General features: G+C 45.1%; 28 protein-coding genes and 1 pseudogene. 10 read left to right on the plus strand and 19 right to left on the minus strand.

Going from position 1 to position 26313, the window contains the following annotated elements; translation table 11 throughout:
- Window positions 1–137: 137 nt before the first annotated feature.
- Entirely contained in the window at window positions 138–332 is a 195-nt protein-coding gene (gene rpsU / locus IQ270_RS15625) for a 30S ribosomal protein S21 (protein WP_006632476.1), read from the plus strand.
- An 8-nt stretch (window positions 333–340) separates the two neighbouring features.
- Here the strand turns inward: rpsU and IQ270_RS15630 are convergent, their stop codons facing one another.
- From IQ270_RS15630 to fbp, 13 genes are all read right to left on the minus strand, one after another.
- The gene (locus tag IQ270_RS15630; RefSeq protein WP_193974088.1) at window positions 341–1810 is read right to left on the minus strand and encodes an AtzE family amidohydrolase; all 1470 of its coding nucleotides are present in this window, start codon (window positions 1808–1810) and stop codon (window positions 341–343) included.
- Window positions 1811–1835: 25 nt separating this feature from the next.
- Window positions 1836–2012 carry a DUF4089 domain-containing protein gene (locus IQ270_RS15635; RefSeq protein ID WP_193974111.1) on the minus strand — a complete coding sequence of 59 codons (177 nt, stop codon included), beginning with the start codon at window positions 2010–2012 and terminating at the stop codon, window positions 1836–1838.
- 120 nt (window positions 2013–2132) lie between these two features.
- Window positions 2133–2417, minus strand: a complete 285-nt coding sequence (locus IQ270_RS31110; RefSeq protein WP_228056408.1) for a KGK domain-containing protein — start codon at window positions 2415–2417, stop codon at window positions 2133–2135.
- Window positions 2414–2587 carry a hypothetical protein gene (locus IQ270_RS31115; RefSeq protein ID WP_228056409.1) on the minus strand — a complete coding sequence of 58 codons (174 nt, stop codon included), beginning with the start codon at window positions 2585–2587 and terminating at the stop codon, window positions 2414–2416. Before IQ270_RS31115 ends, IQ270_RS31110 begins: the two co-directional genes overlap by 4 nt.
- A gap of 98 nt (window positions 2588–2685) precedes the next feature.
- Window positions 2686–3138 carry a hypothetical protein gene (locus IQ270_RS15645; RefSeq protein ID WP_193974089.1) on the minus strand — a complete coding sequence of 151 codons (453 nt, stop codon included), beginning with the start codon at window positions 3136–3138 and terminating at the stop codon, window positions 2686–2688.
- An 11-nt stretch (window positions 3139–3149) separates the two neighbouring features.
- Entirely contained in the window at window positions 3150–3458 is a 309-nt protein-coding gene (locus tag IQ270_RS15650; RefSeq protein ID WP_193974090.1) for a hypothetical protein, read from the minus strand.
- Between the two features lie 136 nt (window positions 3459–3594).
- Window positions 3595–4086, minus strand: a complete 492-nt coding sequence (locus tag IQ270_RS15655) for an ureidoglycolate lyase (protein WP_193974091.1) — start codon at window positions 4084–4086, stop codon at window positions 3595–3597.
- A gap of 103 nt (window positions 4087–4189) precedes the next feature.
- Window positions 4190–5710 (minus strand): cobyrinate a,c-diamide synthase, encoded by a 1521-nt coding sequence (locus IQ270_RS15660; RefSeq protein ID WP_193974092.1) that lies wholly within the window; start codon window positions 5708–5710, stop codon window positions 4190–4192.
- Window positions 5711–5866: 156 nt separating this feature from the next.
- Window positions 5867–7234 (minus strand): glucose-6-phosphate dehydrogenase assembly protein OpcA, encoded by a 1368-nt coding sequence (gene opcA / locus IQ270_RS15665; protein ID WP_193974093.1) that lies wholly within the window; start codon window positions 7232–7234, stop codon window positions 5867–5869.
- A 119-nt stretch (window positions 7235–7353) separates the two neighbouring features.
- Complete coding sequence (gene zwf / locus IQ270_RS15670; protein ID WP_193974094.1) at window positions 7354–8883, minus strand: glucose-6-phosphate dehydrogenase; 1530 nt, start codon at window positions 8881–8883, stop codon at window positions 7354–7356.
- Between the two features lie 2 nt (window positions 8884–8885).
- Window positions 8886–9692 (minus strand): hypothetical protein, encoded by an 807-nt coding sequence (locus tag IQ270_RS15675; protein ID WP_193974095.1) that lies wholly within the window; start codon window positions 9690–9692, stop codon window positions 8886–8888.
- 588 nt (window positions 9693–10280) lie between these two features.
- Complete coding sequence (tal, locus tag IQ270_RS15680) at window positions 10281–11435, minus strand: transaldolase (protein WP_193974096.1); 1155 nt, start codon at window positions 11433–11435, stop codon at window positions 10281–10283.
- 220 nt (window positions 11436–11655) lie between these two features.
- Window positions 11656–12729, minus strand: coding sequence for a class 1 fructose-bisphosphatase (fbp, locus tag IQ270_RS15685; protein WP_193974097.1), 1074 nt, complete (start codon window positions 12727–12729; stop codon window positions 11656–11658).
- 478 nt (window positions 12730–13207) lie between these two features.
- Here fbp and IQ270_RS31120 point away from each other — a divergent pair.
- From IQ270_RS31120 to IQ270_RS15705, 4 genes and pseudogenes are all read left to right on the plus strand, one after another.
- Window positions 13208–13351: pseudogene (locus IQ270_RS31120) on the plus strand (recombinase family protein); the annotation flags it as partial.
- A gap of 1092 nt (window positions 13352–14443) precedes the next feature.
- A complete protein-coding gene (locus tag IQ270_RS32315) occupies window positions 14444–14680 on the plus strand; it encodes a transposase (RefSeq protein WP_193974098.1) in 237 nt (78 codons plus the stop codon).
- 368 nt (window positions 14681–15048) lie between these two features.
- A complete protein-coding gene (locus IQ270_RS15700; RefSeq protein WP_193974099.1) occupies window positions 15049–15609 on the plus strand; it encodes a hypothetical protein in 561 nt (186 codons plus the stop codon).
- Window positions 15610–15750: 141 nt separating this feature from the next.
- Window positions 15751–16755 (plus strand): hypothetical protein, encoded by a 1005-nt coding sequence (locus tag IQ270_RS15705; protein ID WP_193974100.1) that lies wholly within the window; start codon window positions 15751–15753, stop codon window positions 16753–16755.
- Window positions 16756–16833: 78 nt separating this feature from the next.
- On the opposite strand, the gene IQ270_RS32320 is transcribed toward IQ270_RS15705, so the two are convergent.
- Genes IQ270_RS32320 through IQ270_RS15720 form a run of 3 tightly spaced genes read right to left on the minus strand, consistent with a single transcriptional unit; the run spans window position 16834 to window position 18084 of the window.
- On the minus strand, window positions 16834–17274 hold the full coding sequence (locus tag IQ270_RS32320; RefSeq protein ID WP_368670123.1) for an MAG6450 family protein: 441 nt from the start codon (window positions 17272–17274) through the stop codon (window positions 16834–16836).
- Complete coding sequence (locus tag IQ270_RS15715) at window positions 17275–17730, minus strand: Panacea domain-containing protein (protein ID WP_193974102.1); 456 nt, start codon at window positions 17728–17730, stop codon at window positions 17275–17277.
- Window positions 17731–17766: 36 nt separating this feature from the next.
- Entirely contained in the window at window positions 17767–18084 is a 318-nt protein-coding gene (locus IQ270_RS15720; protein WP_193974103.1) for a hypothetical protein, read from the minus strand.
- A gap of 177 nt (window positions 18085–18261) precedes the next feature.
- On the opposite strand from IQ270_RS15720, the gene hemC reads away from it, so the two are divergent.
- The 4 genes from hemC to glgA all read left to right on the plus strand — a co-directional run bounded on the left by hemC (window position 18262) and on the right by glgA (window position 22287).
- Window positions 18262–19233, plus strand: coding sequence for a hydroxymethylbilane synthase (hemC, locus tag IQ270_RS15725; protein WP_193974104.1), 972 nt, complete (start codon window positions 18262–18264; stop codon window positions 19231–19233).
- A gap of 350 nt (window positions 19234–19583) precedes the next feature.
- A complete protein-coding gene (locus IQ270_RS15730; RefSeq protein ID WP_193974105.1) occupies window positions 19584–20411 on the plus strand; it encodes a S1C family serine protease in 828 nt (275 codons plus the stop codon).
- Window positions 20412–20612: 201 nt separating this feature from the next.
- Entirely contained in the window at window positions 20613–20834 is a 222-nt protein-coding gene (locus IQ270_RS15735; protein ID WP_193974106.1) for a hypothetical protein, read from the plus strand.
- Between the two features lie 25 nt (window positions 20835–20859).
- Window positions 20860–22287, plus strand: coding sequence for a glycogen synthase GlgA (gene glgA / locus IQ270_RS15740; protein ID WP_193974107.1), 1428 nt, complete (start codon window positions 20860–20862; stop codon window positions 22285–22287).
- A 323-nt stretch (window positions 22288–22610) separates the two neighbouring features.
- On the opposite strand, the gene IQ270_RS15745 is transcribed toward glgA, so the two are convergent.
- Window positions 22611–23207, minus strand: a complete 597-nt coding sequence (locus IQ270_RS15745) for a DUF1824 family protein (RefSeq protein ID WP_339384184.1) — start codon at window positions 23205–23207, stop codon at window positions 22611–22613.
- 102 nt (window positions 23208–23309) lie between these two features.
- Between IQ270_RS15745 and IQ270_RS15750 the strand changes: the two genes are divergently transcribed.
- The gene (locus IQ270_RS15750; RefSeq protein ID WP_193974108.1) at window positions 23310–24239 is read left to right on the plus strand and encodes a polysaccharide deacetylase family protein; all 930 of its coding nucleotides are present in this window, start codon (window positions 23310–23312) and stop codon (window positions 24237–24239) included.
- A 125-nt stretch (window positions 24240–24364) separates the two neighbouring features.
- On the opposite strand, the gene rnc is transcribed toward IQ270_RS15750, so the two are convergent.
- Both rnc and IQ270_RS15760 read right to left on the minus strand, forming a co-directional pair.
- Entirely contained in the window at window positions 24365–25078 is a 714-nt protein-coding gene (gene rnc / locus IQ270_RS15755) for a ribonuclease III (RefSeq protein WP_193974109.1), read from the minus strand.
- Between the two features lie 146 nt (window positions 25079–25224).
- Entirely contained in the window at window positions 25225–25725 is a 501-nt protein-coding gene (locus IQ270_RS15760) for an NYN domain-containing protein (RefSeq protein ID WP_193974110.1), read from the minus strand.
- Between the last annotated feature and the right edge of the window lie 588 nt (window positions 25726–26313).

Raw genomic sequence — 26313 nt, forward strand, 5'->3', positions numbered from 1 at the left:
ATCTAGAAGCGCAACAACTTAGCAGCGGATTTGGTATAATTTTAAGGTTTTTGGCCGATCGCCCGACATCCAACAAGTCGCGCCGCCAGAAACCTTGATATGATAAAAATTGACCTGACCAACAAAAAGGAGAAAGAATGACCCAAGTTGTAATCGGCGAAAATGAAGGGATTGAGTCAGCCCTGCGACGGTTTAAGCGACAAGTTTCCAAAGCGGGAATTTTCCCCGACATGAGAAAACACCGCCACTTTGAAACCCCCCTCGAAAAGCAGAAGCGCAAAGCTATTGCCAGAAGGACTAAGAGACGCTTCCACCGCAACAACAAACCCTAGAAATAGCACTAAATTGATTCGGCAGATATAATGCCTTGCGATTCTAGTACCGCAGCGACTCGGAGAATCACCGCTTCGCTGTAGGGAGCACCGATAATTTGCACCCCCAATGGCAAAGCGCCGGGCCGCTGTACGGACACGCAAAGAACGGGCAAGCCTATAAATGATAAAGGTTGGGTGAACAGTCCCAGATTGGGGCGCACTATTGTTTCTTTTCCGGCTATTACCATTTTCTCCACGCCAATTTCAGGAGCCGCGATCGGAGTTGCGGGTGCGAGAATGATATCTATATGTTGGAATATTTCGCGAACTCGATCTCGATACCACTGCCTAAATCTCTGGGCTTGCACGTACCAAGTCCCGGGGATCAAGGTTCCAGCCAAAAAACGATCGCGCGTGGAAGGATCGAAGTCTTGAGGGCGCGACTGCAAATTCTCCAAATGCAAGTTTCCCCCCTCGCAAGCAGTAATTATAAATGCCGCCGCCCTAGCGCGATCGGATTCCGGTATGCTAACAGTTTCAAGCCCCCCGATTTTTTTTGAGGGGTTTATCGCTGTTTTTTTTGACTCCATACCACAATTTAAGATATTTGTCAAGGCTTTGGCAACTATTTCTACAGCATCCATTGCTTCAGGTTCGGCCCCTGTAGCGAAATACCCGTCAGCAACAGCAATTCGCAATCCTGCGATACCTTGATTTAACTGCGGCGAACAAAGTTCTGGCGGGAGTTGAGTGCAAACTGGGTCGCGATCGTCGGGCCCTTGCATAATATCGTACAGCAGCGCGATGTCTCCGATCGATCGCCCAAACGGCCCCACACAATCTAAACTGCCCGAAAACAAAAAAGCACCGGCCCTTGACAAACGGCCGTAAGTAGGCTTTAACCCAAAAATACCGCACAAAGCAGCGGGCACGCGGATGGAACCATTAGTATCCGAACCCAAAGTAACGGGTACCAAACCCGCAGCCACCGCAGCAGCCGAACCGCCGCTAGAACCGCCGGCGATGCGCGCAGTATCGTGAGGGTTGCGAGTTGGGCCGTAATGGCTATTTTCCGTGACGAAACCGTAGGCGTACTCATCCATGTTCAGCGTACCTACAAGGATTGCACCCGCTTGTTTCAGTAGAGCGACCACCCCCGCGTCCTGGGTCGCCGGAGGGTTGTCAGCGTTGATTTTTGACCCAGCTAGGGTGGTAATTCCGCCGATGTCGAAGAGGTTTTTAACGGCGAAGGGAACCCCTGCTAAAGGGCCTGGATTTTGATGATTTGCGATCGCATTATCTATTTTTTTGGCATCGGCAAGCGCACTTTCGAGCATCACATTAGTAAAACAGTTAAAAGTGCGATCAGCAACAGCAATCCGTTCCAAAGCCGCGCTTACCGACGCTGTAGCCGTAATCTTACCGCTTTTAACCGCCGCTGCCGTAGCAACCGCGTCAGCCTTCTCTAAAAAACATCTGCGTTCATCCGCGTTCATCTGCCCTCATCTGCGGTTAAAAAAACTAAGGTTCAAACACCGGCGCGACTTCTACTTCTGGGGGTAAAGGAAACTCAGTAACGAGTCGGGCGATCGCAGCTATCCTCTCGAAGTTTACCACAACACCCGGCCGATGTTCTGGGTCTAAGGGTAAGTTTATCAGTTCAGCGGTGCGATCGACATATTCTTCTATATTTATCATTAGTCCATCCCAAACAACATCAGCGTTCATCCGCGTACATCCCGCCCTCATCTGCGGTTAAAAAATTAAGGTTCAGATATAGGTGCGAGCGACTATTGTATTGTAATGGCGATCGGGCTGTCAGTTGTTATTGCTCAGTTTTTTGTATTCCTCTGATTGTCTGATATCATCAAGAGGTGATTTTTTCTCTGGTAGTTCATCAGGACAAAACTTTATAAATGTCTGTGTTTCCCCAGACTTAAAATTTTTATTAACTTCGATTTGAACCTTTCCTTTTTGCCAACCCTTAGAACCTATTTTGAGGATTTGACAATCGATTCCTTCTGTAGGGGAGTTCCATTTTATATCCCCTCCCATAATTTTCGTCTCTTCATTAATACACATTTCACTCATCCAATCCATCATTTTCCTCGGACTATATCCCCCCTTTCTACATAAATCTCAATTATCTTAGTAAACTTGCTAGCGGCTAGCTCTTTAAATCGGCGCACAATAAAAGTAGCTTCCTCGAATAACAGAACATCATCATCACCGGCTGTCTCATAGTTATTATTAGATTCAATTTTATCGTCCATTTTTTTTCAAGAAATTCTGATGCTTCATATTTGATACCATGTCAAGCTATCTTAGTCAAGCTGGTTAACAAAATTAATTGACTATCGCACTTTTCCACTCAAACACTGACAGTTTCCCGCAACTTCTCAACAGCCACATCCAGCGGAGGCAAATCAAAATCCTCAGCATCCATCAACTCCTTAACCCTCTCAAAAACTTCAACCTTCGCCTCTTCCTGATCCGTCAGCTTATCATAAAAATAAAGGTCAGTAAACCACTGCTCAAAAGCAATCTCTAACAGCCCATTTGGCGCTATTTCAAACCGCCAATACTTAGAAACTCTACTGTCAACCACTTCAAACAGCGGTGACGGATTTTGCATAGGATAATAGGTATAGTTATCATCACAGACATAGTACCAAACATTACCCTGCGATTGGTAAAGAGCGTAAACAACATATTCCTTGCCAAGCGTTAGGGGAAATTCCACCTCTTTCGTGAAATAGAACTCAGGCTTGAGGTAACTTTCAGGGAGAGCATCACCTGTATTGGCAATACAGCGAACTTTCATATTTTTTATAACTACAAAGTTTTGGAGACAGCTTTAGGATATGTACGTTTAAATTTAAACTCAACAGTTTGAGCAGTCTCGTTATTTCTGAACCAATGTACCTCAACAACGGCTCCCTCAATTACTGCGATTTGGACACTAAGCATTTTAACCCAATCTCCGACTTCGCCTCCATAATTAGCAACCAATCGGGAAGCATCTCCCAACAGCTTATCTGCACTGCCTTGAATTCGCTTACCGACGCTAGCTTTAGCATCTTGTAACAGAAGTTGCTCCTGCAAACTTCTCGGACTATCATCGGGAATAGCACCTTGATGCACAATTTAACAGTTTCAACTATTGTTTGTTAAACAGAATAAAAAATCATTTTAGCAGGTTCAGTTTCCGCCACCAACTTTCCCCACGAAATCACATACCAAACCAGAGCGCTTCTCCTAATTGAATCATGCAGGTAAATCAACCAATCTCAAATTCTAGCTTGTGATTCTTCACAAAATCATAGCTAAAATGATCGACTACATTCGTATCGCTTAATTCGAGATTATAAAAATCGATATAATTTGCATCAAAATAAGGCCCAGCGTGCCAAGTTCCTACTTCCAACTTAATAAAACAATTACCAGGAATCCGAAAAGCAACAATATCCTCTAAACTCGGTTTATCAGCCTCACCAGGAGGTGCCACAGCAATCAACCAATCCTTCCCTTCCAGAGAACCCAAACACTGAGTACATTGAACGTGCCGCGTAATTTTACCAAACTTGCGACCTTGATTTGACAGCCGCATAATGTAGAATCTAGGAAAGCCATTTTGCAAATTCAACACAGCATCCTCAGCATCAAAAGACTTACCATCAAAACTCGCAGAAACAACTTGACCGTAACTCCGAAAATCATCTGATGTTACCCATTGCGCCGACAATCGCTTAATTGAAACTGATGTACCCATAAATCCCAACATCTCCTCACTCATTTCATCAAAAACATTTTAATACAGTAACTTCTCCTCTTCTCTTCTCTGCGCCCTCTGCGCCCTCTGCGGTTAAAAAAATCTAATTCCCTCGAACCCCCAAAACACCCTTACAATCAAACTCAGCACACCGCTGCAAAAACCGACGCGGAATATCAGGCCTCGCCCCCCAATGCAAGTGCAAATAAGACGCATGAACTTGATAAACTCCCCAACCTTCACCAACCTGCTCAACTTCCCCCCGCGAACCATACCTCCAACTGTGATAAACTGGATTAGTCGGTTCTACAGTTAAGTGCGATCGGTGAAACTCATGCCCCCAAACCTCATCAAGAGCAACTAACACACAACTATCCCTCACCGCCACAGTTTCTCGATACCCCAAAGTCAAGCGCTTTCCCATCGCAGCAGTAGATTTCACAACTCCCACCCCTTGCCAAGAATTGCCATCAAAGTCTACAATGGAATCGCATAAGTACATCAAACCGCCACATTCGGCATAAGTCGGCATTCCTGCAACGATCGCACTTTTTACCGCCTCTCGAATCAGCACATTACCGCTCAACTCCTTCGCAAAAACTTCAGGAAAACCGCCCCCAAAATACAACCCTTGCACATTGTCAGGAAACAAAGCATCATCAACCGGACTCCAAAACACCAACTCCGCCCCCAACTCTTCTAACAAATCCAGATTGTCCTGATAGTAAAAATTAAAAGCCCGATCGCGCGCCACCGCAATCCTCACTCCAAATTGTTTTCCCAAACTATTGACATGATCATTTTTTTTAGTTACACTGAGGTAAGGGAGACTGTATCTACCCAAAAGTTGCTCAGACCCCTCACCCCCCTCATCACAAGTAGCAGCCAGCATTGGCAAGAGTTTTTCCCAGTCAAAAGCCACAGCAGCCAAATCAGCCAACTTATCGATCGCAGCACTAAGATTCGGCAACTCCTCAGCAGGAATCAAACCCAAATGTCGATCGGGAATAGTCACAGCCTCATCCCGTCGCAAAACACCCAAAATCGGTAAATTGAGCGGTTCCAGAGCATCTGTAAGTAGCTGCAAATGTCGATCGCTAGCCACCCGATTCAACACCAAACCAGCAAAATTCAGGTTTTTGTCAAAAGAGCGGAAACCGTGGGCGATCGCCGCCACAGAACCAGAAAGTCTACTGCAATCGATCGTCAACAATACTGGCAAATTCAGCAAAGAAGCAACATGAGCCGTAGAAGCAAAAGAAAAATCATAATTGTGTTGTTCTTTTCCTGCTTCTTTCCCCCCTTGGGATCTGTAGGGGAGGGTTGATTTCTTCCTTTGATTCACACCATCAAATAGTCCCATTACCCCTTCAACTAAGGCACAATCGACATCTTGAACGTGACGGTAAAAACAATTCTGCACGTAAGATTCAGACGTTAATATCGCGTCTAAATTCCGACAGGGGCGGCCGGTAACAAAAGCGTGAAACATCGGATCGATGTAGTCCGGGCCCACCTTAAAAGATTGAACATTCAAGCCGCGACGGATTAAATAAGCTAAAAGGGCGATCGTTACAGTAGTCTTTCCCGCACCGCTGCGTTCGCCCGAAATTACTAAAGCCATTAGTTATTAATTATTAGTTATTAGTTATTAGTTATTAGTAGTTATTAGTTATTAGTCAGTAGTCAGTAGCGAGTTTGCTGTTGTTATTTGTGAGTAGCTACCAATGACTACTGACTACTGACTACTGACTACTGACTACTGACTACTGACTGCTGACTACTGACTACTTGACAAATTCAGCATTTGAGCCGTCACAGCCAAACTTTCTTCGTAAAGTACATCCCGGCCCCAACTCTGCAAATGCTGGCCCAGCAACTGTTCCGTCACTTGGTCAAACAGAGGGGTCACCTGGTTAAATCGATCGGTCTGAGCACCCCCTTTCATTTCCATCCGCATACAGCCCCCCGTTTCCGAACACAGAACCGTACCGCAATCAGCATTTTCGTTCGTAGAATTCAAACGCAGAGCAATCAAATCGCCCGGGACATCCCCCGTATCAGCAGTAGGAATCGCAGCTAACTCCGCTTCCACAACCCGTTCGTCAGTCCCGACGAATTTAATTCGCTTGATTTGGTAATCGCCCTCCTCCTGTTTGAAAGCAACCGGACGCCACCCAAGCCGGCTAGCCAGCCAGCCCAAATACATCAGTGCTTGAGTAGAATTTCCCTTTTCGTAATCGATCGTCACTCGATCAATCTCCCGAATTGCCGCCCGACGTTCCGGCGGATCGAAAGCCTCAGCAGCTAACTCCTGCCACGCCGCCAACCGACGCCAATTGAGATCCGCGATCGGGATTCCTTCCTCGATCAAACTTTGCATCAACAGCAACTCGGCTTCATCCTCGGCAAAGCTGCTAGAGTCAATAATCACAGAACTGCTAGTTGCCGCCAGCCGTTGGAACAAACTTCGATCGGCATCCGGATTCGCCTTCCACCACAGCAACGTCGGCAACTCCGAAATCGTCAGCGCCGTCACGATCGCGCTCACCCGTTCCAAAGCAGCTTCCGTACCCCTGAGCGTAATATACTCGCAGCAGATCAGATTGCCGCTCCCGCGCTTGTGCACCGGACAGTAAGCCGCCACTTGAGCCTGCACCCCCGTATCTTCCCCCGCCGTCGGGCACAGAGCAATAATCCGGCAGGGATTCGCAGCCACGATCGCGTCAGCCACCCCCGAACCCCCCGAACCAAAACCACTCGGCCCCAAAAGCTCGCCCTGGGAATTTTTGCGAGCCACTTCTTCCCGCAAAGTGTCCAGCAATTCAGCATTAGCTTTGCCAGTTCTCGGCAGTCCATAAGCTTTTTGAGCAGCCCTGATGCTAGATGCTGTCATCGGCCCGGTAATACCGTCCACCGGCCCGTTGTAAAACCCCAGATCCGCCAATAACTGTTGAGTTTCTTCCGGTTCGTAGACTACAAACGTAAAAGTTGTTGCCCGTGTCGCGATCGGAAAATCTCCCTTTGACCCAGATTCTCTGTAACTTTCCCAAATTTGACTCAATTCAGCCTCTATTTGGTCGATCGAAACATCTTTAGGACTTTGTAGCGAAACCAGAGGCGGAGCTTTCATCGGTGTCATTGTCATCGGTTTTTTCTCCTTTTTTATTTGTCAGTCGTCAGTTGTCAGTTGTCAGTTGTCAGTTGTCAGTTGTCAGTCGTCAGTTGTCAGTTTTTGAATAACCAATAACTAATAACCAATAACTCTTAAAGTCTGCGCCACTTACGGCCGTCTCGATTAATTAGCAGTTCTGCCTCCGCAGGTTCCCAAGTACCAGCTTCATACTGAGGAACCAGTGCCGGATCGCTCGGTGCTTCCCACGCCATCAGCGCCGGCGTTACCACCCGCCAAGCTTCTTCTACTTCATCAGAACGGGTGAACAAAGTTTGATCGCCCAACATACAATCAATCAAAAGTCGATCGTAAGCATCCGAAGAAGTCACCCCAAAGGAGGAACCGTAACTGAAATCCATATCCACCGTCCGCGTCCGCAAATCCGGCCCCGGCATTTTCGCCTCAAACCTCAAGGAAATCCCTTCATCGGGATGTACCCGCATCGTCAAAACGTTAGGAGTAGTTTGTTGGGCCGCCGACTGAAAAATCATCAGTGGCACCTCGCGAAACTGAATCGCAATTTCGCTAACTTTTTTCGGCAACCGCTTCCCCGTCCGCAAGTAGAAAGGCACTCCCTGCCAGCGCCAGTTGTCGATCGTAAATTTCATCGCCACAAACGTTGGCGTCATCGAGTTAGGATTCACCCCCGGTTCCGTGCGGTATCCCGGCACGGGTTTGCCTTTCATCCAGCCAGCAGAATACTGACCGCGGATCGCGCAATTCTCTAAGTTCTGCAAGTCAGCCAAGCGTGTTGCTTGCAGCACCTTCATCTTTTCGGTGCGGATACTGTCAGCGTCTAGGGAGTTTGGCGGTTCCATCGCCGTCAGACAAAAAATCTGCATCAAATGGTTTTGTAGCATATCCCGTAACGCCCCAGAAGATTCGTAGTAACCGGCTCTGTCTTCTACCCCTACTGTTTCTGCCACTGTAATTTGTACGTGATCGACAAATTGGCGGTTCCACAGTGGCTCAAAAATCGCGTTGGCAAATCGGAACACCATCAGATTCTGAACAGTTTCTTTACCTAAATAATGGTCGATCCGGTAAACTTGCTGTTCTTGGCAAACCTTCTGCACTACTCGATTGAGAGCTTTTGCCGAACTCAAATCGCGGCCGAAAGGTTTTTCAATTACTAAGCGGTGTTTTAGAGGGTCTGTCAGCATTTGAGCCGCCCCCAATTGCCTAATCGCTTCGGGAAAGAAATTCGGAGAAACCGAAAGATAAAATATATGGTTGCCGCGGGTTCTTCTTTGTTGGTCTAGTTCTTCTAGGAAAGCTTTGAGTTTTTGATAGCTTTCGGGGTTGTCAATGTCGCCCGGACAGTAGAATAAACCCTGAGCAAACTCTTCCCAAAATTCTTGATTCCCAATGCCACCGCCAAATTCTTCCACGCCTTCGCGCATTTGCTCTCGGAAGTAATCGTGACTCCAAGGGCGACGGGCTACTCCCACGACAGTAGTTTCCGGTGGCAAGCGCCGATCGCGCTTCATCTGATAAATTGCTGGTACCAGTTTGCGCTGGGTGAGATCCCCGGAGGCTCCGAAGATGACCAGAATTTGTGGTTCCGGCACTCGTTCTTTTCGCAAACCGACGCGAAGTGGGTTTTCAAGTATTGCAACCATTTTTATTTTGCTCCTTCTAAAGCTGTGAGTCTTGCCAATACAGCTTGATAGTTTTTTGTCATTTCCGCTAATTGTTCGGTGAGCGAATTAATCTGTCCTTCATATTCTGCCTTTAGTTCCACCCTAACTTCCTCTCGAATTTTTCTCCTTTCAACCGCCAGACGGATCTCCCAATCTCGATCGCGCTGTAGCAGTTCAGCTTTCAACTGCCTGTTTTCGGCTCGCAACTGCTCCAACTCCAACGCCACAGCAGCAGCGCGGCGCTCCCTCTCTCTGTTTTGCTCTCGGATTTCCTCTCTAAGGCGCTGATTGTCCGATCGCAACTTCTCCAGTTCAGAATCACTATCTTTAGGCGTTCGCCCGTTTCCGTTTGAAGGAAATCGTTCATCCACCAAGCGCTGAACTGCTGCACCAGTGGGCATACCATTGGGCGATAACTCCAAAGCCTCTTGCCAGATTTCGAGTTGTAACTCTGGGGGTAATCCTGCTAGCGGACGGACTTGATTTTCTTTTGTAGGAAATTTGAGACCAATTGGTCTCAAATTTTCGATTACCTGCGCTGCTGCAATAAATCGATCTGCTGTCCGTCTTCCTATGCCCCAGTTGTCCCGGCAATCAGCCTCAAAAGTTTTGTGACTTTCACGGTACAGTTTATGTTCTCGAATCTCATCAAGGGCTTTGCCAACTTCGTAAAAGGTCTGAAGTCCATGTTCCACAATGGATTCTAGTTCTTGAAGCCTGATCCGTTCAGTGACATCAAGTTCCGCAATAGCATACTCGCTCTTTAGTAAGGTATTGGTAGTCTGCATAGCAATTCCTCATTGGTAGGAGATGGAGGATTCGAGTTAAAGCCTCTGGTAGGATTCCTCCTAGAGGAGGGAATCGATTTGACTCTGTAGGACTTTTGTCACCAATTGGTGTCATTTTTTCCCGGTTCGGACTCGAAAACTGGGCAGTTTACAACCGAAAATCATAGTTGATTTGACTCTGTAGGACTTTTGTCACCAATTGGTGTCATTTTTTCCCGGTTCGGACTCGAAAACTGGGCAGTTTACAACCGAAAATCATAGTTGATTTGACTCTGTAGGACTTTTGTCACCAATTGGTGTCATTTTTTCCCGGTTCGGACTCGAAAACTGGGCAGTTTACAACCGAAAATCATAGTTGATTTGACTCTGTAGGACTTTTGTCACCAATTGGTGTCATTTTTTCCCGGTTCCGGGTTGAAAACTGGGCACTCCAGAGCCAAATATCCTTGATATTACTCTGTAGGATTTTTGTCACCAATTGGTGTCATTTTTTCCCGGTTCCGGGTTGAAAACTGGGTACTCCAGAGCCAAAATAATTATCTATTCCGACTCCTAAATGCTTCTGCCTTCAAGGATACAGATATCTGTCTAGGCGACGGGTGCGAGTTTCTTAACTTTCTCTTCCAAGGAATCCATCAAAGATTGGAAGGGGCTGACGAATTTCTCGATCCCGTCCAAGAGCAAGTCTGCCATCACATTGTCCAAGTTGATGTCGATGTCTGGATCTTTGAGACTTTCGAGCAGGGTGTAAGCTTCTTCTACGTTGCTCTCAATCCGGGGTGCGACATCGCAGTGGTCGAAACAAGCTTCCACGGTGTTCGGGGGCAAAGTGTTCACCGTGTCGGGGCCGATTAATTCATCGACGTACATGACATCGCTGTAGTTGGGGTTTTTGGTGCTGGTACTCGCCCACAGCAAGCGCTGCACTTTTGCTCCTTTGGCAGCTAAAGCTTGCCAGCGATCGCTCGCTACGATCTCTTTATACTTCTGGTAAGCTACTTTCGCATTGGCGATCGCCACTTTCCCCTTCACGGCCTCCAGTTTGGCTTTGGTGGAAATATCGGTAACGTTTTTGAGTTTCTCGTCAATCTTGCCATCAATGTTGCTGTCGATCCGGCTCAAGAAGAAACTGGCAACTGAAGCAATATTGCTCACATCCAAACCTTTAGCCGCCCGCGCTTCCAAACCGCGAATGTAAGCCCAGAAGGTTTCGACGTAGCTGTCAACCGAGAACAGCAAAGTGACGTTAACGTTAATTCCTTCACTGATGACTCGTTCCACTGCGGGCAACCCTTCAGCGGTTCCGGGAATCTTAATCATCACGTTTTGCTTGCCGAGGGCTTTGTAATAGCGCATGGCTTCGCTAATCGTGCTTTCTGTATCGTTGGCGATCGTCGGCGGCACTTCGATGCTGATGTAACCGTCCAAACCCTTCGACTCTGCGTAAACCGGGGCGAAGATGTCGCAAGCGTTGCGGATATCTTCAAATACGAGAGATTCGTAAATCTCCATCACAGATTTTCCCGCCCGGATGCCTGCTTCGATATCCGCATCGTAAATTACATTGCCCGCGATCGCTTTCTCGAAAATCGCCGGATTAGATGTAATCCCCCGCAGTCCCCGACTTTCAATCATCTGTTTGAGTTCGCCGGACTCGATCAGATTGCGAGTCAAATTGTCCATCCAAATACTTTGGCCAATTTGTTCAATTTCTAACAGGTGATTCGTTGTGGTTTTCGTCATTACTTTTGCTCCTACAATTTGATAATTGGGAATTAAAAATTGGCAATTTGCCATTAAAACATTCTTCCATCCATCTATCCGTTACATCTGTTACATCCGTTGCATAACTTGCTTTGCGAAACGAACAATTGCCTAAATGTTCGATCGGTACAACCGCAGATTTAAGGCAGATGAACGCAGATTATTTCCTGATTGGAAAGCGAATGAAGGCAATGCAGGTCTACTGTTGGATTGTGCGAGGGTTGCGCGATCGATCTTGAATAAAAGACTCGACCAGGGCTACATTTTCTTTACTGCCGATAATCAAGGGAGTGCGTTCGTGCAGTTGAGTCGGCACTACGTCTAAGATGTCTTGAAGGCCGGTACTAGACCGCCCGCCGGCTTGTTCCATCAAAAAAGCCAAAGGAGCCGATTCGTAAAGCAAGCGCAATTTGCCCTCGGGTTTTTTCACCGTTCCGGGGTACAAAAACACGCCTCCCTGAAATAAGATCCGGTGGAAATCTCCCACCAAAGCCCCGCCGTACCGGGCGCTGTAGCCTTGATTGCGGTGTACGTAGCGAATATAATCGCGATAAGATTCTTCCCACTGCCAAAAGTTGCCTTCATTAACGCTGTAAACCGGGCCACTTTCAGGTGTCTGAATGTTTTCGGTTGCGAGAATAAATTCGCCCAAACTGGGGTCGAGGGTGAAGGAATGAACGCCTTGCCCGATCGAATAAACCAGCATGGTACTCGGGCCGTAGAGTACGTAGCCGGCGGCAATTTGTTTGTGTCCGTGTTGCAGCAAGTCCGAGGCCGAACCGTCTGCATCATCTCCTTCTTGCTTGCGGATGCTGAAGATGGAACCGACATTGAGATTGGTGTCAAGATTGGAAGAACCGTCTATGGGGTCGTAGAGCAGACTGTAGCGCCCGATCGGACAGTTTTCGGGAATGTAGTAGGGTTTTTCCATTTCCTCCGAAGCCAAGCGGCAGACAAGTCCGCTTTGCTGGAATACGGAGATAAATACTTCATTGGCATAGACATCCATCTTTTTGACGGATTCTCCCTGGACGTTGACACCCCCGGTAAAACCTAAAGCATCTTCCATTAATCCGGCCCTACTCAGTCGCCTCGCGATCAGCTTGGCAGCTAGTCCGATGCGATTCATTAGGGCGCTGAGATCCTGAGCATCTGCACTAAAGCTGTGGAGTTGCTGGAGTACGTGACGGGATAGAGTCGTGCAATCGCGGTTTAAGGCTTGCACCTGCTCGATCGGACCCAGACGGGTTTCTCCTGTCGGCGCTTGTACCATGATTTTGATAACCTCCCTGGAAGTGCGGCTCGCTAGTTTGGGCTTTTCAGGCGCTTGACACTGGCCCCTGAATCGGTTGTTAGACCGATCGCCCCTAACTTCTATCTTAGGAAGGGTTTTGCCAAAGGGGGTGGAACTTTAGGGGAATTTTAGATCCTCACACAAAATTGAGGAGTTCGAGCGGCTGTCGAGTCGAGAATTGTAGCGTCAAGTACCGATCGCCCCTGGTCATTTCTTGTGGAACGATCGGATCAGGGAGCGCAGTCTGCTGCAGAAACTAGCATCAGCGAAATTCGATGACAATCTGTATCGGAGACGCTGCCAAAGAACTAGGCATCTGAGTCATAAGTTTCAGGATGCGGGCAGATTCAGCAAAAATTCGATCGCCAGCGTTCACCTTTGGGTCAAAGGAAATTTTTCTTAACCGATATCAAACACATTACGCCCGGAGAGTTGAATCAGCTCTGGCGATCGCATCACTGTCAACTGCGCCAGAGTTTCTAGTCGCGACCAGAAAGAAGATTTAGTGCGCCAAGTGCAAGTATTAGAGGCGTTTAGTGCAGCCAACGGATGGAATTTTGAAACCCTCCAAGACTTAGGAAGTGGCTTAAACTATCAGAAATAAAAAACACAACAATTGACAGTTTTTATGTAATAAAAGCAGTTGAACAACACTTTAATAAGTTGTCCAAGCAATCGGAATTAAACCAAACTGAAGAAGGTGTGGCGGTAGCGTGTGGGGTTTTGGTAACCCCATAATTTTAATCAGGGGTTTCAAATAAGGACACGCTGGTTTCTCGGCACTACCTGTAGAAAAACGGGTAGTCCTAAAAAGGAAAGGATGCACGCGCAGGCAAAGAAGCGTTGTCATGATGAATAAAATTCCAAATCGCGCCCCTGTGATTTTCCCACTTCTTAGAAAAGGATAGATTCAGAAGTGTTGAATGATCAAAAAAATTGCCGATTTTGCAGCTAGATGTATAATCATAGAGCCATAAAATATCAACAACTAACTGAAATGCTATTTTCTAACTTCCCCAAAATTGTCAAACGATATCTCCCCATTTACCCAAAGATGATGCTCCTGTTTTAGATAGCTTCACATTTGTCTCCTGCTGGCTAGGGTTGAGTTTTGACCAAATTCTCGATACTATGCGTTCGCCCTGCACTGTTTAAACGGTAGAGGTATTTTCCTAGATATATCAAGGTTTTCAAAGGCTAGGAAACATAGAGATACTGATATTTTGTAAAAATTTTTGAAAGATTGCAATCGGATGTAAAGCGTCAATTAATTGAGCGAAATAGGATGAGTTTATTCGCATTAAATTCAACGATAGTTACCTTAACAAGTAAATTACTATGGCAACAGGAATACCATCAAGTAAAATTATTTGCTGGAACGGACAATAAACAGGAAATGATTGATGGAGTACACATTCATTGTGGCAAAGGTCATGACAGTCAGTAGGTCGATGAAACCATAGCAGCCACACCTCAAAATAAATTCGCTGTAATGAATAGAGGTTTTTCTAGTTCTGAACGCGTTCAAGCATTGCTCGAAAAATAAAATCAATATTTTGTACTACGAATTAAGAACAATTATACTATCAACATTAACCAGGATGGAACTTGTGAACGGTGGAGTGGTCAACGAAAACTCCAAGTAAGATTAGTGACCTTTTCGGATTGAGAAACACGGAGTGAATTTAGGTTTGTGACTAATTTGCCTGAATCAGGAGAAATAGCATACACCCATGAAGAAATTGGAGAATATTATCGAAGACGATGGCAGATTGAATTGCTGTGGAAATTCTTAAAGATGCCTTTAAAATTGGCTCGTTTAATTACTAAAACACCAAAGTCATTAGGATACAAGTTTATGCATTTTTTGTTTGTTATTTGTTGCTTTAGTTGGCTGAATCTCCCGATTATATGGGGAATAAACTGTTAGATAAGCTACGATAGTTACAGGCTTTTGTCTGTGAGAAAATCAGCTATATTCACTGGTTTAAGGAACTTGTTTTCAATTGCTAAAATTAGTAGTTTATAGGATTCGTATGTCTATTTTCAGAACCCTATCAATAAGCGTTCAACACTTCTGGCATAAATACTCTTGCAGTTCCACCTTTGACTCCTAAATCTGTGGTCTTCTTTATTTGAGGGATAAGTGTATATTTTAGGAGTTTTGTAAACAAAAATTAAACTAACTTTTTTCCTGAATCCAGATTGTGATTTTTGTATTTTGGAGTATCGTTGTAAATAGTATGCGAATGCGCTCGGGCGCAAAACTGGACTCTTTTAACATTGAGGGAAAAAACAGTGAACAATAAATTATTAGTTTTGGCGGCTTCTGCGTTTGTATTGACTGCTTTAGTACCTGTATCGCGAGTTTTTGGTGCGTGCGAATTGTCGCAGCAGTTGCCGGAAACAAAATCTGTGGCTGTAGCGGGTACTGCTGTGCCGGTAAGTCAGATTTTGGCAAAATTAAAAGGCAAAACACAAGTGCCAATTTTTATTCCGAGTCGGCTGCCTATTTCTCAGAAGCTTTACTATCAAACCCAAGCGAAAGCAGACAGCTATACTATTTCTATGGATTATACAGCAGATTGCCGAGGTGCGGGAGCTTGTACTTTTGGGGAAGTTAGAGCTAAAAAAGGGGGTGAATTTTCTACGAAGTTAGAAGGGGTAACTAAGACTTTAAAAAATGTTAAACTTGCCGGGGGAGTTACAGGAGTTTTTCACAACGGTTGCGGGGCTTACTGTACAGCATCGATTGAGTGGAAAAAGCAGGGATTTATGTATACTGTATCAATTAAAAATGGACGGGAATCGGATTTAAATTTCATAGCAAGTTCTGCTATTTTAGCAGGAAAGCGTTAAGTTTTGCAGGATGGGATGAAGTAACTAATTATGTAGGGTGCGCGGGCGCACCTTACGGTTATTGTACGGTAAATGTTAACGGACACTCACCCGTACAAGAATGTAATATGGTTTTTTATGCTTGTTTAGAGGGAAATTAGGATGAGGGGAAGATGGCTATTTGGGGCGATTTTTGCTGGTGCGGTTGCTGTTTTGACGCTCGCACTTTTGACACCCTACTCAGCTGCAGCCCACACAGAAGCGTCGATTACAGAAATTCGCTGGTTTAATTATACTTCTAAAGATGGCTGGCAATCCTTACAATTTATTGTACCCGATCGCCAACCTGAAAAATCGGCCGATCGCCAGAAGTTGCGGTTGTACGACGTTCATATTGCCAAGATGTTTGAGATTTCTCATTTTTTGTGCGATCGCGATCGCACTTCTGTCGGTTACGATTGGTCTTATGAAATCGAAAATGGCAACATTGAGATGGGACGCTTCAAAATTAGCTGCAATCTCGCCCGCGAAATCGCCTCAGCTTACGGGTTGAGCAAACCGCAAACTACAGTGATTCGCCGCAACTTCAATCAGAAAGACGGCCGCCCCTCTCTTGCTGTAGAAAGATTTTTAATTCCTACTTTGAACGTCTCTAAAAATAGAGTTTTGCAGTGGAAAAAATTTGTCGAAAAGTTTCCCCCAATTCTTGATAATTCAAGTGCAGATAGAGCTAACCTTCGTTTTCCGGCGAGCAACATTGTTCGGCAAATCAAAGGCAAAACGCGAGTGCCTGTTTTTGTTCCTAATATACTTCCTTTACCTGACACTGAGCAACTTGATTTTGATGTGCAAGCTGGCTCCCACGGTTACATTGTTGAAATATATTTAGGCAAAGGATGCCGCGGGGGAGCCTGTGCTTTCGGCACAATCGAAGCTAAAAGAAACGAACCGTTTTCGCCTCCTTCGCAATTGCCGAGGGATACTTTCAGAAGCATTGAATTAGCGGGCAGAATGAGGGGAATTTATTTCAATAGTTGCGGTGCTTACTGCACTGCTTCTGTTGAGTGGCAAAGGCTGGGCGTGCTGTACCGAGTCACGAAGAAAAATGGACGGCAGTCAGATGTTGTTCGGATAGCAAATTCTGCACTTCAAGCAGGACAACGTTAAATTTTGCGGGGAAAGGGAACAAGTCCGCGCGCGCGTTCCCGCATCCTAGGGAATCGATATTTTCATTCCTCATAAACTTTATTCGGGACAAACTGAATGATTGCGGTCAAACCAAATGATGTAGTAAACAGACTGAACGCGAAACCCAAATATCCGTTTTTTCTCATCAATTCGCATTTCTGATAATCTCTCATCTTCAGGAATATTGTCAGGCAAAGTCGGATGAATGTTAATCAGCTTATAACCCGTTCCCACTGATTCACCTCGTTTTTTTGAGCCGTGACCTTTGATTTGACCCCAAGTATATTTCTCAATTTTCTTGAGTCCTTCAATTAGGTCATTGATTTCTGATGATGTCCAGTCAGATAGAAACCAACGATTTTTGTCTGCATAAGTGAATCTGAAGCTAGGATGCTCGTCATCTGTACTGCTTGGTCGATTTAACTGAGTTGCTTGCTCTGGAATTCTGCTTTGTTGCTTTTTTTGAGATGGCTTTGGTATTTGACTTTTTTTCCCCAGTTACGCCTCCACCAAAGGTGCATAGCAGGATTTCATATCCTCGCGCGAAATGATTTGAGTTGATGTTTCCGCAGGTTCTAATCCTTTGCGGGCGTTGAGCCAAGGTGTCTCTGATTTCGTCAATTCTGCAAGATGTTTAGCACTTAATTCTCCATAAGCATTCCAAACTTCTTCGAGTACCTCGATTTCATCTTCCTCAAATTCTCCTTCAAAATTATTGGGAGCGGGAATATCGCCATATTTGTAAGCTTTGTACTCATCCCAAACATCGCGGACAATGGGGCCAGAAACCCAAGCTTCAATATCTCGATCGAATAGCGGCTGGTCTCTAAAGACTAAACTCCAAGCTTGTGCATAATACACAAGCTTTTGCAGTTTCAGCCCAGAAATAGTATCGCCTGCTTCTCTATCGACACGGCATAAAAAGTAACGAGCTACGTCAACAGCACTTTTCATGTTTTTAGGATTTTGGTAATTTGACAATTTAACTTTTTATGGTAAGCTATTCGATCGCCCTTTTCCCCTCACCGCCACATTTATCTCCCCAAATCCGGCAACCTGTGAGTCAATTCTTTCTCGCGGCTGCTGAACTAACTCCTGGTGCCAACCAGATTCATCGGCAGCCAGGCCAGGTAATACCAAATCCGGGTTAGTCATCCCCTTGATCTTCAGACTCTTCTGTTTCCTCTTCTCTTGGCGCTCTTGGCCTCGAAAGCGGTTCGATCGTAAAGGGGGTATGTTACCCGGATTTGGTATAAATCTGACATCATCGGCTGCACGGGGCTTCGGAATCCCGTCAAACTCAGACAAGTTAAGCCCCGTACAGCATGGGAAACTTGATCAAGACTCGCTGCTGCTTAGGGTCAAAATCTGATATTTCTATTTGATCGCCCGAATTGTGCCAACCAGCAATTAAAGTCCCCACCTGCGGTAGGCTAGATCAGGTGAATATATTGGCTGATTTCAAGCTATCCTCCGATCGATCTTATGTCCCCAACCACATCCGCCCCCTCCCGAACCGTTCGCATCGGTTCCCGCAAAAGCCAACTCGCTCTCGTGCAAACCCACTGGGTGCAAGAACAGCTACAAAAACACTTCCCGGAACACACATTTGAAGTCCACACGATGGCCACGCAAGGCGACAAAATTCTTGATGTCGCCCTCGCAAAAATCGGCGACAAAGGACTTTTTACCAAAGAATTAGAAACGGGAATGATTAACAATGAAACGGACTTTGCCGTTCATTCCCTCAAAGATTTGCCTACCAATTTGCCCGAAGGTTTAATTTTAGGATGCGTCACCGAACGGGAAAATCCCGCTGACGCTCTAGTAGTGCACTCCAAGCACAAAGACAAGCAACTAGACACCCTCCCCGAAGGTTCCGTAATCGGCACTTCTTCGCTGCGGAGGTTGGCTCAACTGCGGCATCATTTCCCTCATTTTGAATTTAAAGATATTCGCGGCAATCTCAATACTCGACTCGCTAAATTAGATGATGGCGGTTACGACGCGATTATTTTAGCAGTTGCCGGACTCGAAAGATTGGGAATGGGCGATCGCATCCACCAAATTATCCCTGCTGAAATCTCCCTTCACGCCGTCGGACAAGGTGCTTTGGGCATCGAATGCCGCGCCGGAGACACAGAAATCATGGCAGTTATTAAAGCTCTCGAACATTCGGAAACGGCCCAAAGATGCTATGCCGAACGCGCATTTTTGCGGGAATTAGAAGGTGGCTGTCAAGTACCCATCGGCGTCAATACCCAAATAGAAAACGGTCAGTTAACCTTAACCGGAATGGTGTCGAGTCTTGACGGCAATCGCTTCGTCAAAGATACTGTTTCCGGCGCGGCCGAGAATGCTGAAATGCTGGGAATTGACCTCGCTAACCGCCTGCGCCAACAGGGAGCCAGTGAAATTCTGGAGGAAATATTTGTCGAAGTTAAACGCGGTTCCTAAACCAAGCCTGCATTTATTTGTCAATGCTTTTCAACGCGAAATATCGCCTTTTATGAAAAAAAAATAACTGGCGGTTCGCTTTTGGAAAATCAAGTAAAGTAGCAGTATGTTTGTAGATTTTTGAGGGGAAGTTAAGATAAAATTGCGGGTGATTTCAAAAAAATCTGATTAATTTAAGACTGCTGTTGAGAAACTAGGTTTATAGATGGATGCCGGGGTGTAAAGCCCAGGAATTTTCGGAGAAACCAGGTTTCTTTGGTCTCAGTCTGATTATTGTGAACATACCAATCCAAAATCTACAATCAAACATTCAAAATAAATCAGCAACCTATTTCAGGGAAAGGCAAAATATGAGCGCTAGAGCAACTCAATTAAAGCTTGAATTGAAAAAAGTTCAGGAACTTTATCGCAAAATGCAGGCAGACCAAAAAGCTTTGCAACAGCAATTGAAAGAGTTTAAAACTCAAGCCGGAATTGTTTCGGATGTCGTCGAGCAAGTCTTGCCCTCCGTAGTTTCTATTTACGTGATGGATTGGGATACAAAACAAGACATTTCTTCGGGCAGCGGCTTCTTTGTATCGCCGGACATAATTGTCACTAACTATCACGTTGTTGAAGATATTGCGGAGGAAGATTACTTGTATGAAGAAGATGAAGTGGAACAGGTTTTAGTCGAAACTAATGACGGAAAGTTGAGATTGGCGGAGGTGGTGTTTACTGGCAATGTCGAAGAAGATTTAGCATTACTTTTAATTAGCGATTTTACCTTCGATCCGAACACAGGGGAACAAGTGGAATCTCCCCAAGAATATCCTCCACTAGAGTTGTGTTTTGATGTGAAAGTGGGCGATCAAGTAATTGCGGTCGGTAATCCTTTGGGACAGTTTGCTGCAACTGTAACTCAAGGTATTATTAGTGCAATTCGCGAACCGGAGGAGTATGAGGAAGTGGATGAAGATGATGATGGTGTTGCTGAGATGACGGTGTTGCAAACTGATGCGGTGATTAATCCGGGAAATTCCGGCGGGCCGTTGATTAATATGGCAGGTCAAGTGGTTGGGGTGAATACGTGGGGAGGGGAAGATGCTGATAGTATTAATTTGGCGATCGCCTCTGTGGCTTTGGATGACTTTTTAGCGGGATTTGAAGAAACTTTTGAGGACGATTCTCCGAATTAGTCGGGAGTTGGCGAAGCTTGCAGCTATTGGATCGCACTTTTTTTGAGGCGGGATGCAAAGGGCGATCGCCATTTCCTCAATTACTTACTGATGGCTTTGCGTGCAGTTTTACTAATGTGTAAAGGTGAGAAAACTGCATAGAAATTTTGATGTTTGCGGTGACTGAGAAAGTGACAGATAAATTTGATTGGAGGGTGAAAATTGTCGTGGGAGGTGACTCCGGGCGTTGGCGAAGCCCGCTACTACGGGGGCTGCGCTAACGAAGAGGATCGCTCTTTTTTTCACCGCACAGCGACGCAGATGGCATCCGGGCGATCGTATTCTCGATCAAACTGCGATCGTTACAGCAACTCACATTTATACTTGTTTTTGGACGGCGCGTTAATATTGTGCCGATCGCCATTTAAACTTAATCTAGACTAACAATCTCAAGGAACACAACAAAATAATGCGTATTTTATTTGTATCTGCCGAAGCAGCGCCCCTCGCCAAAGTGGGCGGTATGGGCGATGTCGTCGGTGCTTTGCCTAAATTTCTGCGGCGCATGGGACACGATGTCCGCATCTTTATGCCCTACTACGGTTTCGTTCCCGATAAAATGGACGTTCCCAAAAAACCTGTTTGGAATGGGGCGGCCATGTTTCAAAACTTCTCCGTCTTTGAAAGTGTTTTGTCGGGAACCGATGTACCTTTATACTTATTGCAACATCCATCTTTCTTGCCGCGTCGCATTTACGGCGGTTTAGATGAAGATTGGAGATTCACTTTCTTTGCTAATGCTGCTGCTGAATTTGCCTGGAATTACTGGAAGCCCCAAATTATTCACTGTCACGACTGGCATACAGGAATGATACCTGTTTGGATGAACCCAGACCCCGATATCAGCACGGTTTTTACTATTCACAATTTAGCTTATCAAGGGCCGTGGCGGTGGCGTTTGGAGCAGATGACTTGGTGCCCTTGGTATATGCAAGGTCACAATACAATGGCTGCGGCAGTGCAGTTTGCCGATCGCGTAAATACAGTTTCGCCCACTTACGCCGAGCAAATCAAAACCGCAGCTTACGGGGAAACTTTGGAAGGTTTGCTGTCTTACATCGGCGGTAAAGTATCTGGCATTTTGAACGGAATTGATACAGAATCTTACAACCCAGCAACTGACAAGTACCTGCACCAACAATTCAGTGTTGATACGCTAGAAAAGCGCCCAGCAAACAAGATTGCCTTGCAAGAAGAAGTCGGTTTGGAAGTGAATAAAGGTGCCTTTTTAATCGGCATGGTGACGCGGCTGGTAGAACAGAAAGGATTGGATTTGATCATTCAAATGCTCGATCTGTTCATGGCCTATACCGACGCTCAGTTTATTGTACTCGGAACCGGCGATCGATACTACGAAACCCAACTCTGGCAAATGACAGCCCGCTATCCCGGTCGGATGTCCACCCAATTGCTCTACAACGAAGCCCTCTCCCGTCGCGTTTACGCAGGCTGCGACACCTTCCTGATGCCCAGCCGTTTCGAGCCCTGCGGCATCAGCCAAATGCTCGCCCTCCGCTACGGCTGCGTCCCAATGGTGCGCCGCACGGGCGGTTTAGTCGATACAGTTTCCCACAATAACCCGATCGACAATACTGGTACAGGTTATTGTTTCGATCGCTACGAACCCCTCGACTTGTTCACCTGCATGATCCGAACATGGGAAAGTTTCCGCTACAAAGATAAGTGGAAAGAACTGCAACAGCGCGGCATGAAAGAAGATTTTGGCTGGGATATTTCTGCTAAGAAATATGTCAATTTGTACAGCGACATTTTGGGAATACCACCCGAAGAAACAGCACCTGAACCAGAGGCAGAATTAATCGTTGGTAAAGGTTAATCTTAGTACAATAAGGTTCAGTTAAAACTATTTATTCCTCGGAGATCCCCCTCGCATCCCCCTTAAGAAGGGGGACTTTCAGTAAGTTCTTGTCCCCCCCTTTTTAAGGGGGAGTAGGGGGCAAGCTAAGGGGGGATCGAGCTGAACTGAACCGTATTGAATCTTAGTAAGGTGCGTCAGTCGGTGTTTGATTCGACTGAATCGAGGGGCGATCGGCTGACGCACCCGAAAGCTTAGTCCGCAGTCGGTTTTTTATTCAATTTAATTGAGCGACTGACTACTGACTACTGACTACTGACTACTGACTGCTGACTCCTGACAAATTAATCAACAAATAAATCCAGAGGTAAATGGCCGTAAGTCCCGCTAACTCCATCTTCCGAGGAAAATTGGCACGACACCAAAACTCCCCGGTAAGTTCCGGTATAACCGTCAACATAATAGGAACCCTTCAAAGTATTGAACTTAATATAAACCGAACCAGTAAATGCAGAACCAGCATTTGGATCTAAAACAGCTTGATATCCCAAAGCTTTCAAATAAGTTTCTAAAGCTAAAAAACCCTCAGCCGTCGAATCCGCGCAAACTCCCAGCATTTGGTAATCCGACAAACTTGCTACCAGCAAAATCGCTTCACGCAGCGCCTGTTTTTGCAGCGGCGATGCTACAGATTGCATATCCAGACAAGTAAAATCTTTGAGGATTTGCTGTGCTGCTTCAACAGTTAAGGTAGTAGGGTTTTGAGTAGACATGAATTGCTCGCTATATTTCCCAAAAGTACGATCGACACTTCCGCACCCGTCAACGGATTTCTGCGATTGCAACCCTCTATCGACGGCGGTAACACTCGCGCCAGCCACGATCTTAGCGCATTGTGCGATCGGGAAATCAATTTGGGCGATCGACCCACTGCCTCGCACACTCTACCTAGATTCCCAAAAAATATCACAAAAATGTCCAATTAGCTGAATTTGCCTCTATTAATAGTATAGACAAAAAGCACACAAATTACTAAATAAATTATGAAGTTCCAGCAATTGTCAAAAAACATAAATTTTGCGACCGAATTTATGTTTCGGCTGCTAAAGAAAGCCAAACCCCTCTACTTATTCCTGATATTTGGCATCTGTATAGGCATTTCTGGCTGGACAGTAGAATCTAATTTCATCAAAATCCCTTTAATCGGTTTTCACGACATTGTAGACACTCGCAATCCCGCCCAATTGCCACCAAAGCGCCTTGCTTTTTCCATAGACTACACCAAACAAGATTTTTCAGTATTTTTAGAATATATAATGAAAGAAAACTACTGGTTATTATCATCTCAAGACTTGTACGTATACTTTATCAAAAAGTCTCAGCCAATCCCCGCTCAAAGATTGGGTCAAAAACCGATTATGATATCCTTTGATGACGGGTATAAAGGCGTTCATGTAAATGCACTTCCCGTCTTAGAAAAACTTTCAGCACTCCACAATAAAAAAGGCAAATTTGTGTTATTTGTCAATCCTCACTTTTTAGGTGTGGATATGGGCAAATATTTTATAGCCCACACTACTTGTAACGATTTAAGAGACGGATATAAAAAAGGTTTTTATGATGTTCAATCTCACGGTTTTGCTCACAAAAATTTCACTCAAATTACCGCAAAAGAATTAGAATTTGAAATTGCTAAATCTAAGTCTGAATTGATAAAATGTATGGGAGATTTGGACAAGAATAAGATTATTGGTGCTCACATAGCTTATCCCTACGGCGCATCAAACAGACAAGTGGAAAAGATTTTGCCTAAATATCATTTAACTGGTTTTTTGTACAATGACAATTTCTTCAGAGCAAACAGACTCAAAAACAACTACCGCATTTCTCGCATCACTGTGGATAAATATATGTCGCCTCAAGGTTTAATTCAGATCGCTAAAAAAGCTTCTACTCTCAGAAAGAAAGATTAGCTTTAAGCAGCATTTTATTGTAGTTTATGTCCTTAATTAGACGAGTTTATCTCCTGGTTGCGGAAGCGCGCTATCGTTGTGTCATCGCACAAAAAAGCTGGTAGTTTTTACCGATATTTTAAAGTTTAGATTAGTCCGCGTTTTTTCAGTCTAGCTAGCGCATCTTCTGCCGCATTTTTTTCAGCATCTTTTTTACTTTTACCTTTACCTTCTCCATAGAGTTTCTCTCCAACATAAACTTTAGCGAGAAATTCCGGCTTGTGGGGCGTGCCTCCGGCTTGGACTGTCGCATATTTGGGCGGAGTCGCGTCACCGTTGGCTTGTACCCACTCCTGAAATCGGTTTTTCGAGTCTACAGTCGATCGAGTTTCCACCACATTTTCGGGCACAGAATCAAACATTTGTTGCACGAAATTGCGAACTTTGTCCATATCTTGCGTGTCGAGATAGTAAGCACCAACAAATGCTTCAAAGGTGCTGCTGAGCAAATTTGGATTTGTAATCCCGCCTTCTCGATAAGCTCCTTTTCCGAGCCGCATTTTTAAGTCTAAAGCAATTTCCGTAGCAAATCTGGCTAATTGTTTTTCATCTACCAATGCAGAACGGCGGCGAGTCATTTCGTCTTCCCCCATTTCTGGGTGGCGCTGATAGAGATATTCGCCGCTGAGAAATGTCAGCAAAGCATCGCCGAGAAATTCTAAGCGTTCGTTGTCTTCTTCGCGGAATGTGGGGTTTTCGTTGACGTAGGAACGGTGGGTTAGGGCTTGGCGCAGCAGTTTTTCATTGTTGAATTCGGGAATGGTTATTTCTAGTTCTTGTGTTTGATTAGTCGGTCGCATGGGAGTTTGGTAATGGTTATTGCTTTTGGAGTTGGGTGTTGTTATGTGGACATGAAGGAGCCGCAAATAGCGGTTGCTTTGGAGCATCTAGTTTATCAAATAAACTGGATTTTTGCTATCTGCGGCGGGGTGAATTTCAGGGATATTTATGCTGCTAGTTTGTAAGTCTCGATCGACTTTGGCAACTCATCGATCAAGTAAAATTGATCTGCAAGCTTTTTGAGATTGTGATTATCATTACCTTTGCGGGCAAGAATTATTACTTTCTTCCCCTTGTCGTGCAGCTTGTCAATCAAAACTTCACCGTAGCCGTCTCCAGACACAATAATAAATGTGTGTCGGTACGGGCTATTTGAAGCCTCGCTAAAGCAGTCGGCTGACAAATGAAAATCTACAGCATTTTTGATGTTTTGAGATACATGAAAACATTCAAAATTTTGAGAGCGCAAAGTTACTTGTGCTGCCTGATTTCTCTGTTTCCAATTGTCGTAAACTTTTCGGTTGACTACATATCCAAATCCACTACCAAAGAGCAATAAATCTTTGGCTATTGTGATAGTTGGGATGTTCTGATAATCCCAATAAATGGAAACTAAAGCTTGCTGTTGGTCGGTCGATTGGTTTGAGGTTCGATGATTGTCCGTCATTTGATTGTGTCCTACAAAGAGGTTGACTCGACAGCCTCGACATATCTCGCATCTAGCATTAATGGAACGTTGTCTGTGGATTTGCTCAAAAATGAACATCTCGGCACAAGACAATCTGTTACCACAAAATACTGTGATTTTGTAGGATTTGATTAGCGTCTTAGCTACAGGGTTTACAGAACTCAAAGGAGTTTAGTAGCACACCGTTGAAAGGAAATTTAACTCAATGATGTTTCGATTTTGTCAAGCTTTCATCAACTTGTTAAAATGACATTAGATTTAATTTCCGCTCAACGGGGTGCTAGAAACTCGTTTGAGTTCTATAACCGCTGTAGCTAAGACGACTCAATCAACATTCCTTAATTTTGAATGCGATATTTTGTTTTAGCTGTGCTTTGAGTATGGCGTTTTAATTATGGGATGTCAAGTATTCGGTAAAAATTATTTTTCTGACATCTTTGTATAGAACCCATTTGACATCTTTTACGTTGTTGTGATAACGTGACCGCAAAAGCATTATCCAGCAGCAGCCATGCCTTATTGTAGCAGTCTAACGGATTCAGAATGGGAAATAATTGAACCCATACT

The organism is Microcoleus sp. LEGE 07076 (genome assembly GCF_015207455.1).
Lineage (GTDB): Bacteria > Cyanobacteriota > Cyanobacteriia > Cyanobacteriales > Microcoleaceae > Microcoleus.

Excerpts from the sequence above, each read along its gene's own strand:
- rpsU (WP_006632476.1), top strand. The coding sequence starts at position 138 with ATGACCCAAGTTGTAATCGGCGAAAATGAAGGGATTGAGTCAGCCCTG.
- IQ270_RS15630 (WP_193974088.1), bottom strand. The coding sequence starts at position 1,810 with ATGAACGCGGATGAACGCAGATGTTTTTTAGAGAAGGCTGACGCGGTT.
- IQ270_RS15635 (WP_193974111.1), bottom strand. The coding sequence starts at position 2,012 with ATGATAAATATAGAAGAATATGTCGATCGCACCGCTGAACTGATAAAC.
- IQ270_RS31110 (WP_228056408.1), bottom strand. The coding sequence starts at position 2,417 with ATGATGGATTGGATGAGTGAAATGTGTATTAATGAAGAGACGAAAATT.
- IQ270_RS31115 (WP_228056409.1), bottom strand. The coding sequence starts at position 2,587 with ATGGACGATAAAATTGAATCTAATAATAACTATGAGACAGCCGGTGAT.
- IQ270_RS15645 (WP_193974089.1), bottom strand. The coding sequence starts at position 3,138 with ATGAAAGTTCGCTGTATTGCCAATACAGGTGATGCTCTCCCTGAAAGT.
- IQ270_RS15655 (WP_193974091.1), bottom strand. The coding sequence starts at position 4,086 with ATGGGTACATCAGTTTCAATTAAGCGATTGTCGGCGCAATGGGTAACA.
- IQ270_RS15660 (WP_193974092.1), bottom strand. The coding sequence starts at position 5,710 with ATGGCTTTAGTAATTTCGGGCGAACGCAGCGGTGCGGGAAAGACTACT.
- opcA (WP_193974093.1), bottom strand. The coding sequence starts at position 7,234 with ATGACAATGACACCGATGAAAGCTCCGCCTCTGGTTTCGCTACAAAGT.
- zwf (WP_193974094.1), bottom strand. The coding sequence starts at position 8,883 with ATGGTTGCAATACTTGAAAACCCACTTCGCGTCGGTTTGCGAAAAGAA.
- IQ270_RS15675 (WP_193974095.1), bottom strand. The coding sequence starts at position 9,692 with ATGCAGACTACCAATACCTTACTAAAGAGCGAGTATGCTATTGCGGAA.
- tal (WP_193974096.1), bottom strand. The coding sequence starts at position 11,435 with ATGACGAAAACCACAACGAATCACCTGTTAGAAATTGAACAAATTGGC.
- fbp (WP_193974097.1), bottom strand. The coding sequence starts at position 12,729 with ATGGTACAAGCGCCGACAGGAGAAACCCGTCTGGGTCCGATCGAGCAG.
- IQ270_RS15705 (WP_193974100.1), top strand. The coding sequence starts at position 15,751 with ATGAGGGGAAGATGGCTATTTGGGGCGATTTTTGCTGGTGCGGTTGCT.
- IQ270_RS15715 (WP_193974102.1), bottom strand. The coding sequence starts at position 17,730 with ATGAAAAGTGCTGTTGACGTAGCTCGTTACTTTTTATGCCGTGTCGAT.
- hemC (WP_193974104.1), top strand. The coding sequence starts at position 18,262 with ATGTCCCCAACCACATCCGCCCCCTCCCGAACCGTTCGCATCGGTTCC.
- IQ270_RS15730 (WP_193974105.1), top strand. The coding sequence starts at position 19,584 with ATGAGCGCTAGAGCAACTCAATTAAAGCTTGAATTGAAAAAAGTTCAG.
- glgA (WP_193974107.1), top strand. The coding sequence starts at position 20,860 with ATGCGTATTTTATTTGTATCTGCCGAAGCAGCGCCCCTCGCCAAAGTG.
- IQ270_RS15750 (WP_193974108.1), top strand. The coding sequence starts at position 23,310 with ATGAAGTTCCAGCAATTGTCAAAAAACATAAATTTTGCGACCGAATTT.
- rnc (WP_193974109.1), bottom strand. The coding sequence starts at position 25,078 with ATGCGACCGACTAATCAAACACAAGAACTAGAAATAACCATTCCCGAA.
- IQ270_RS15760 (WP_193974110.1), bottom strand. The coding sequence starts at position 25,725 with ATGACGGACAATCATCGAACCTCAAACCAATCGACCGACCAACAGCAA.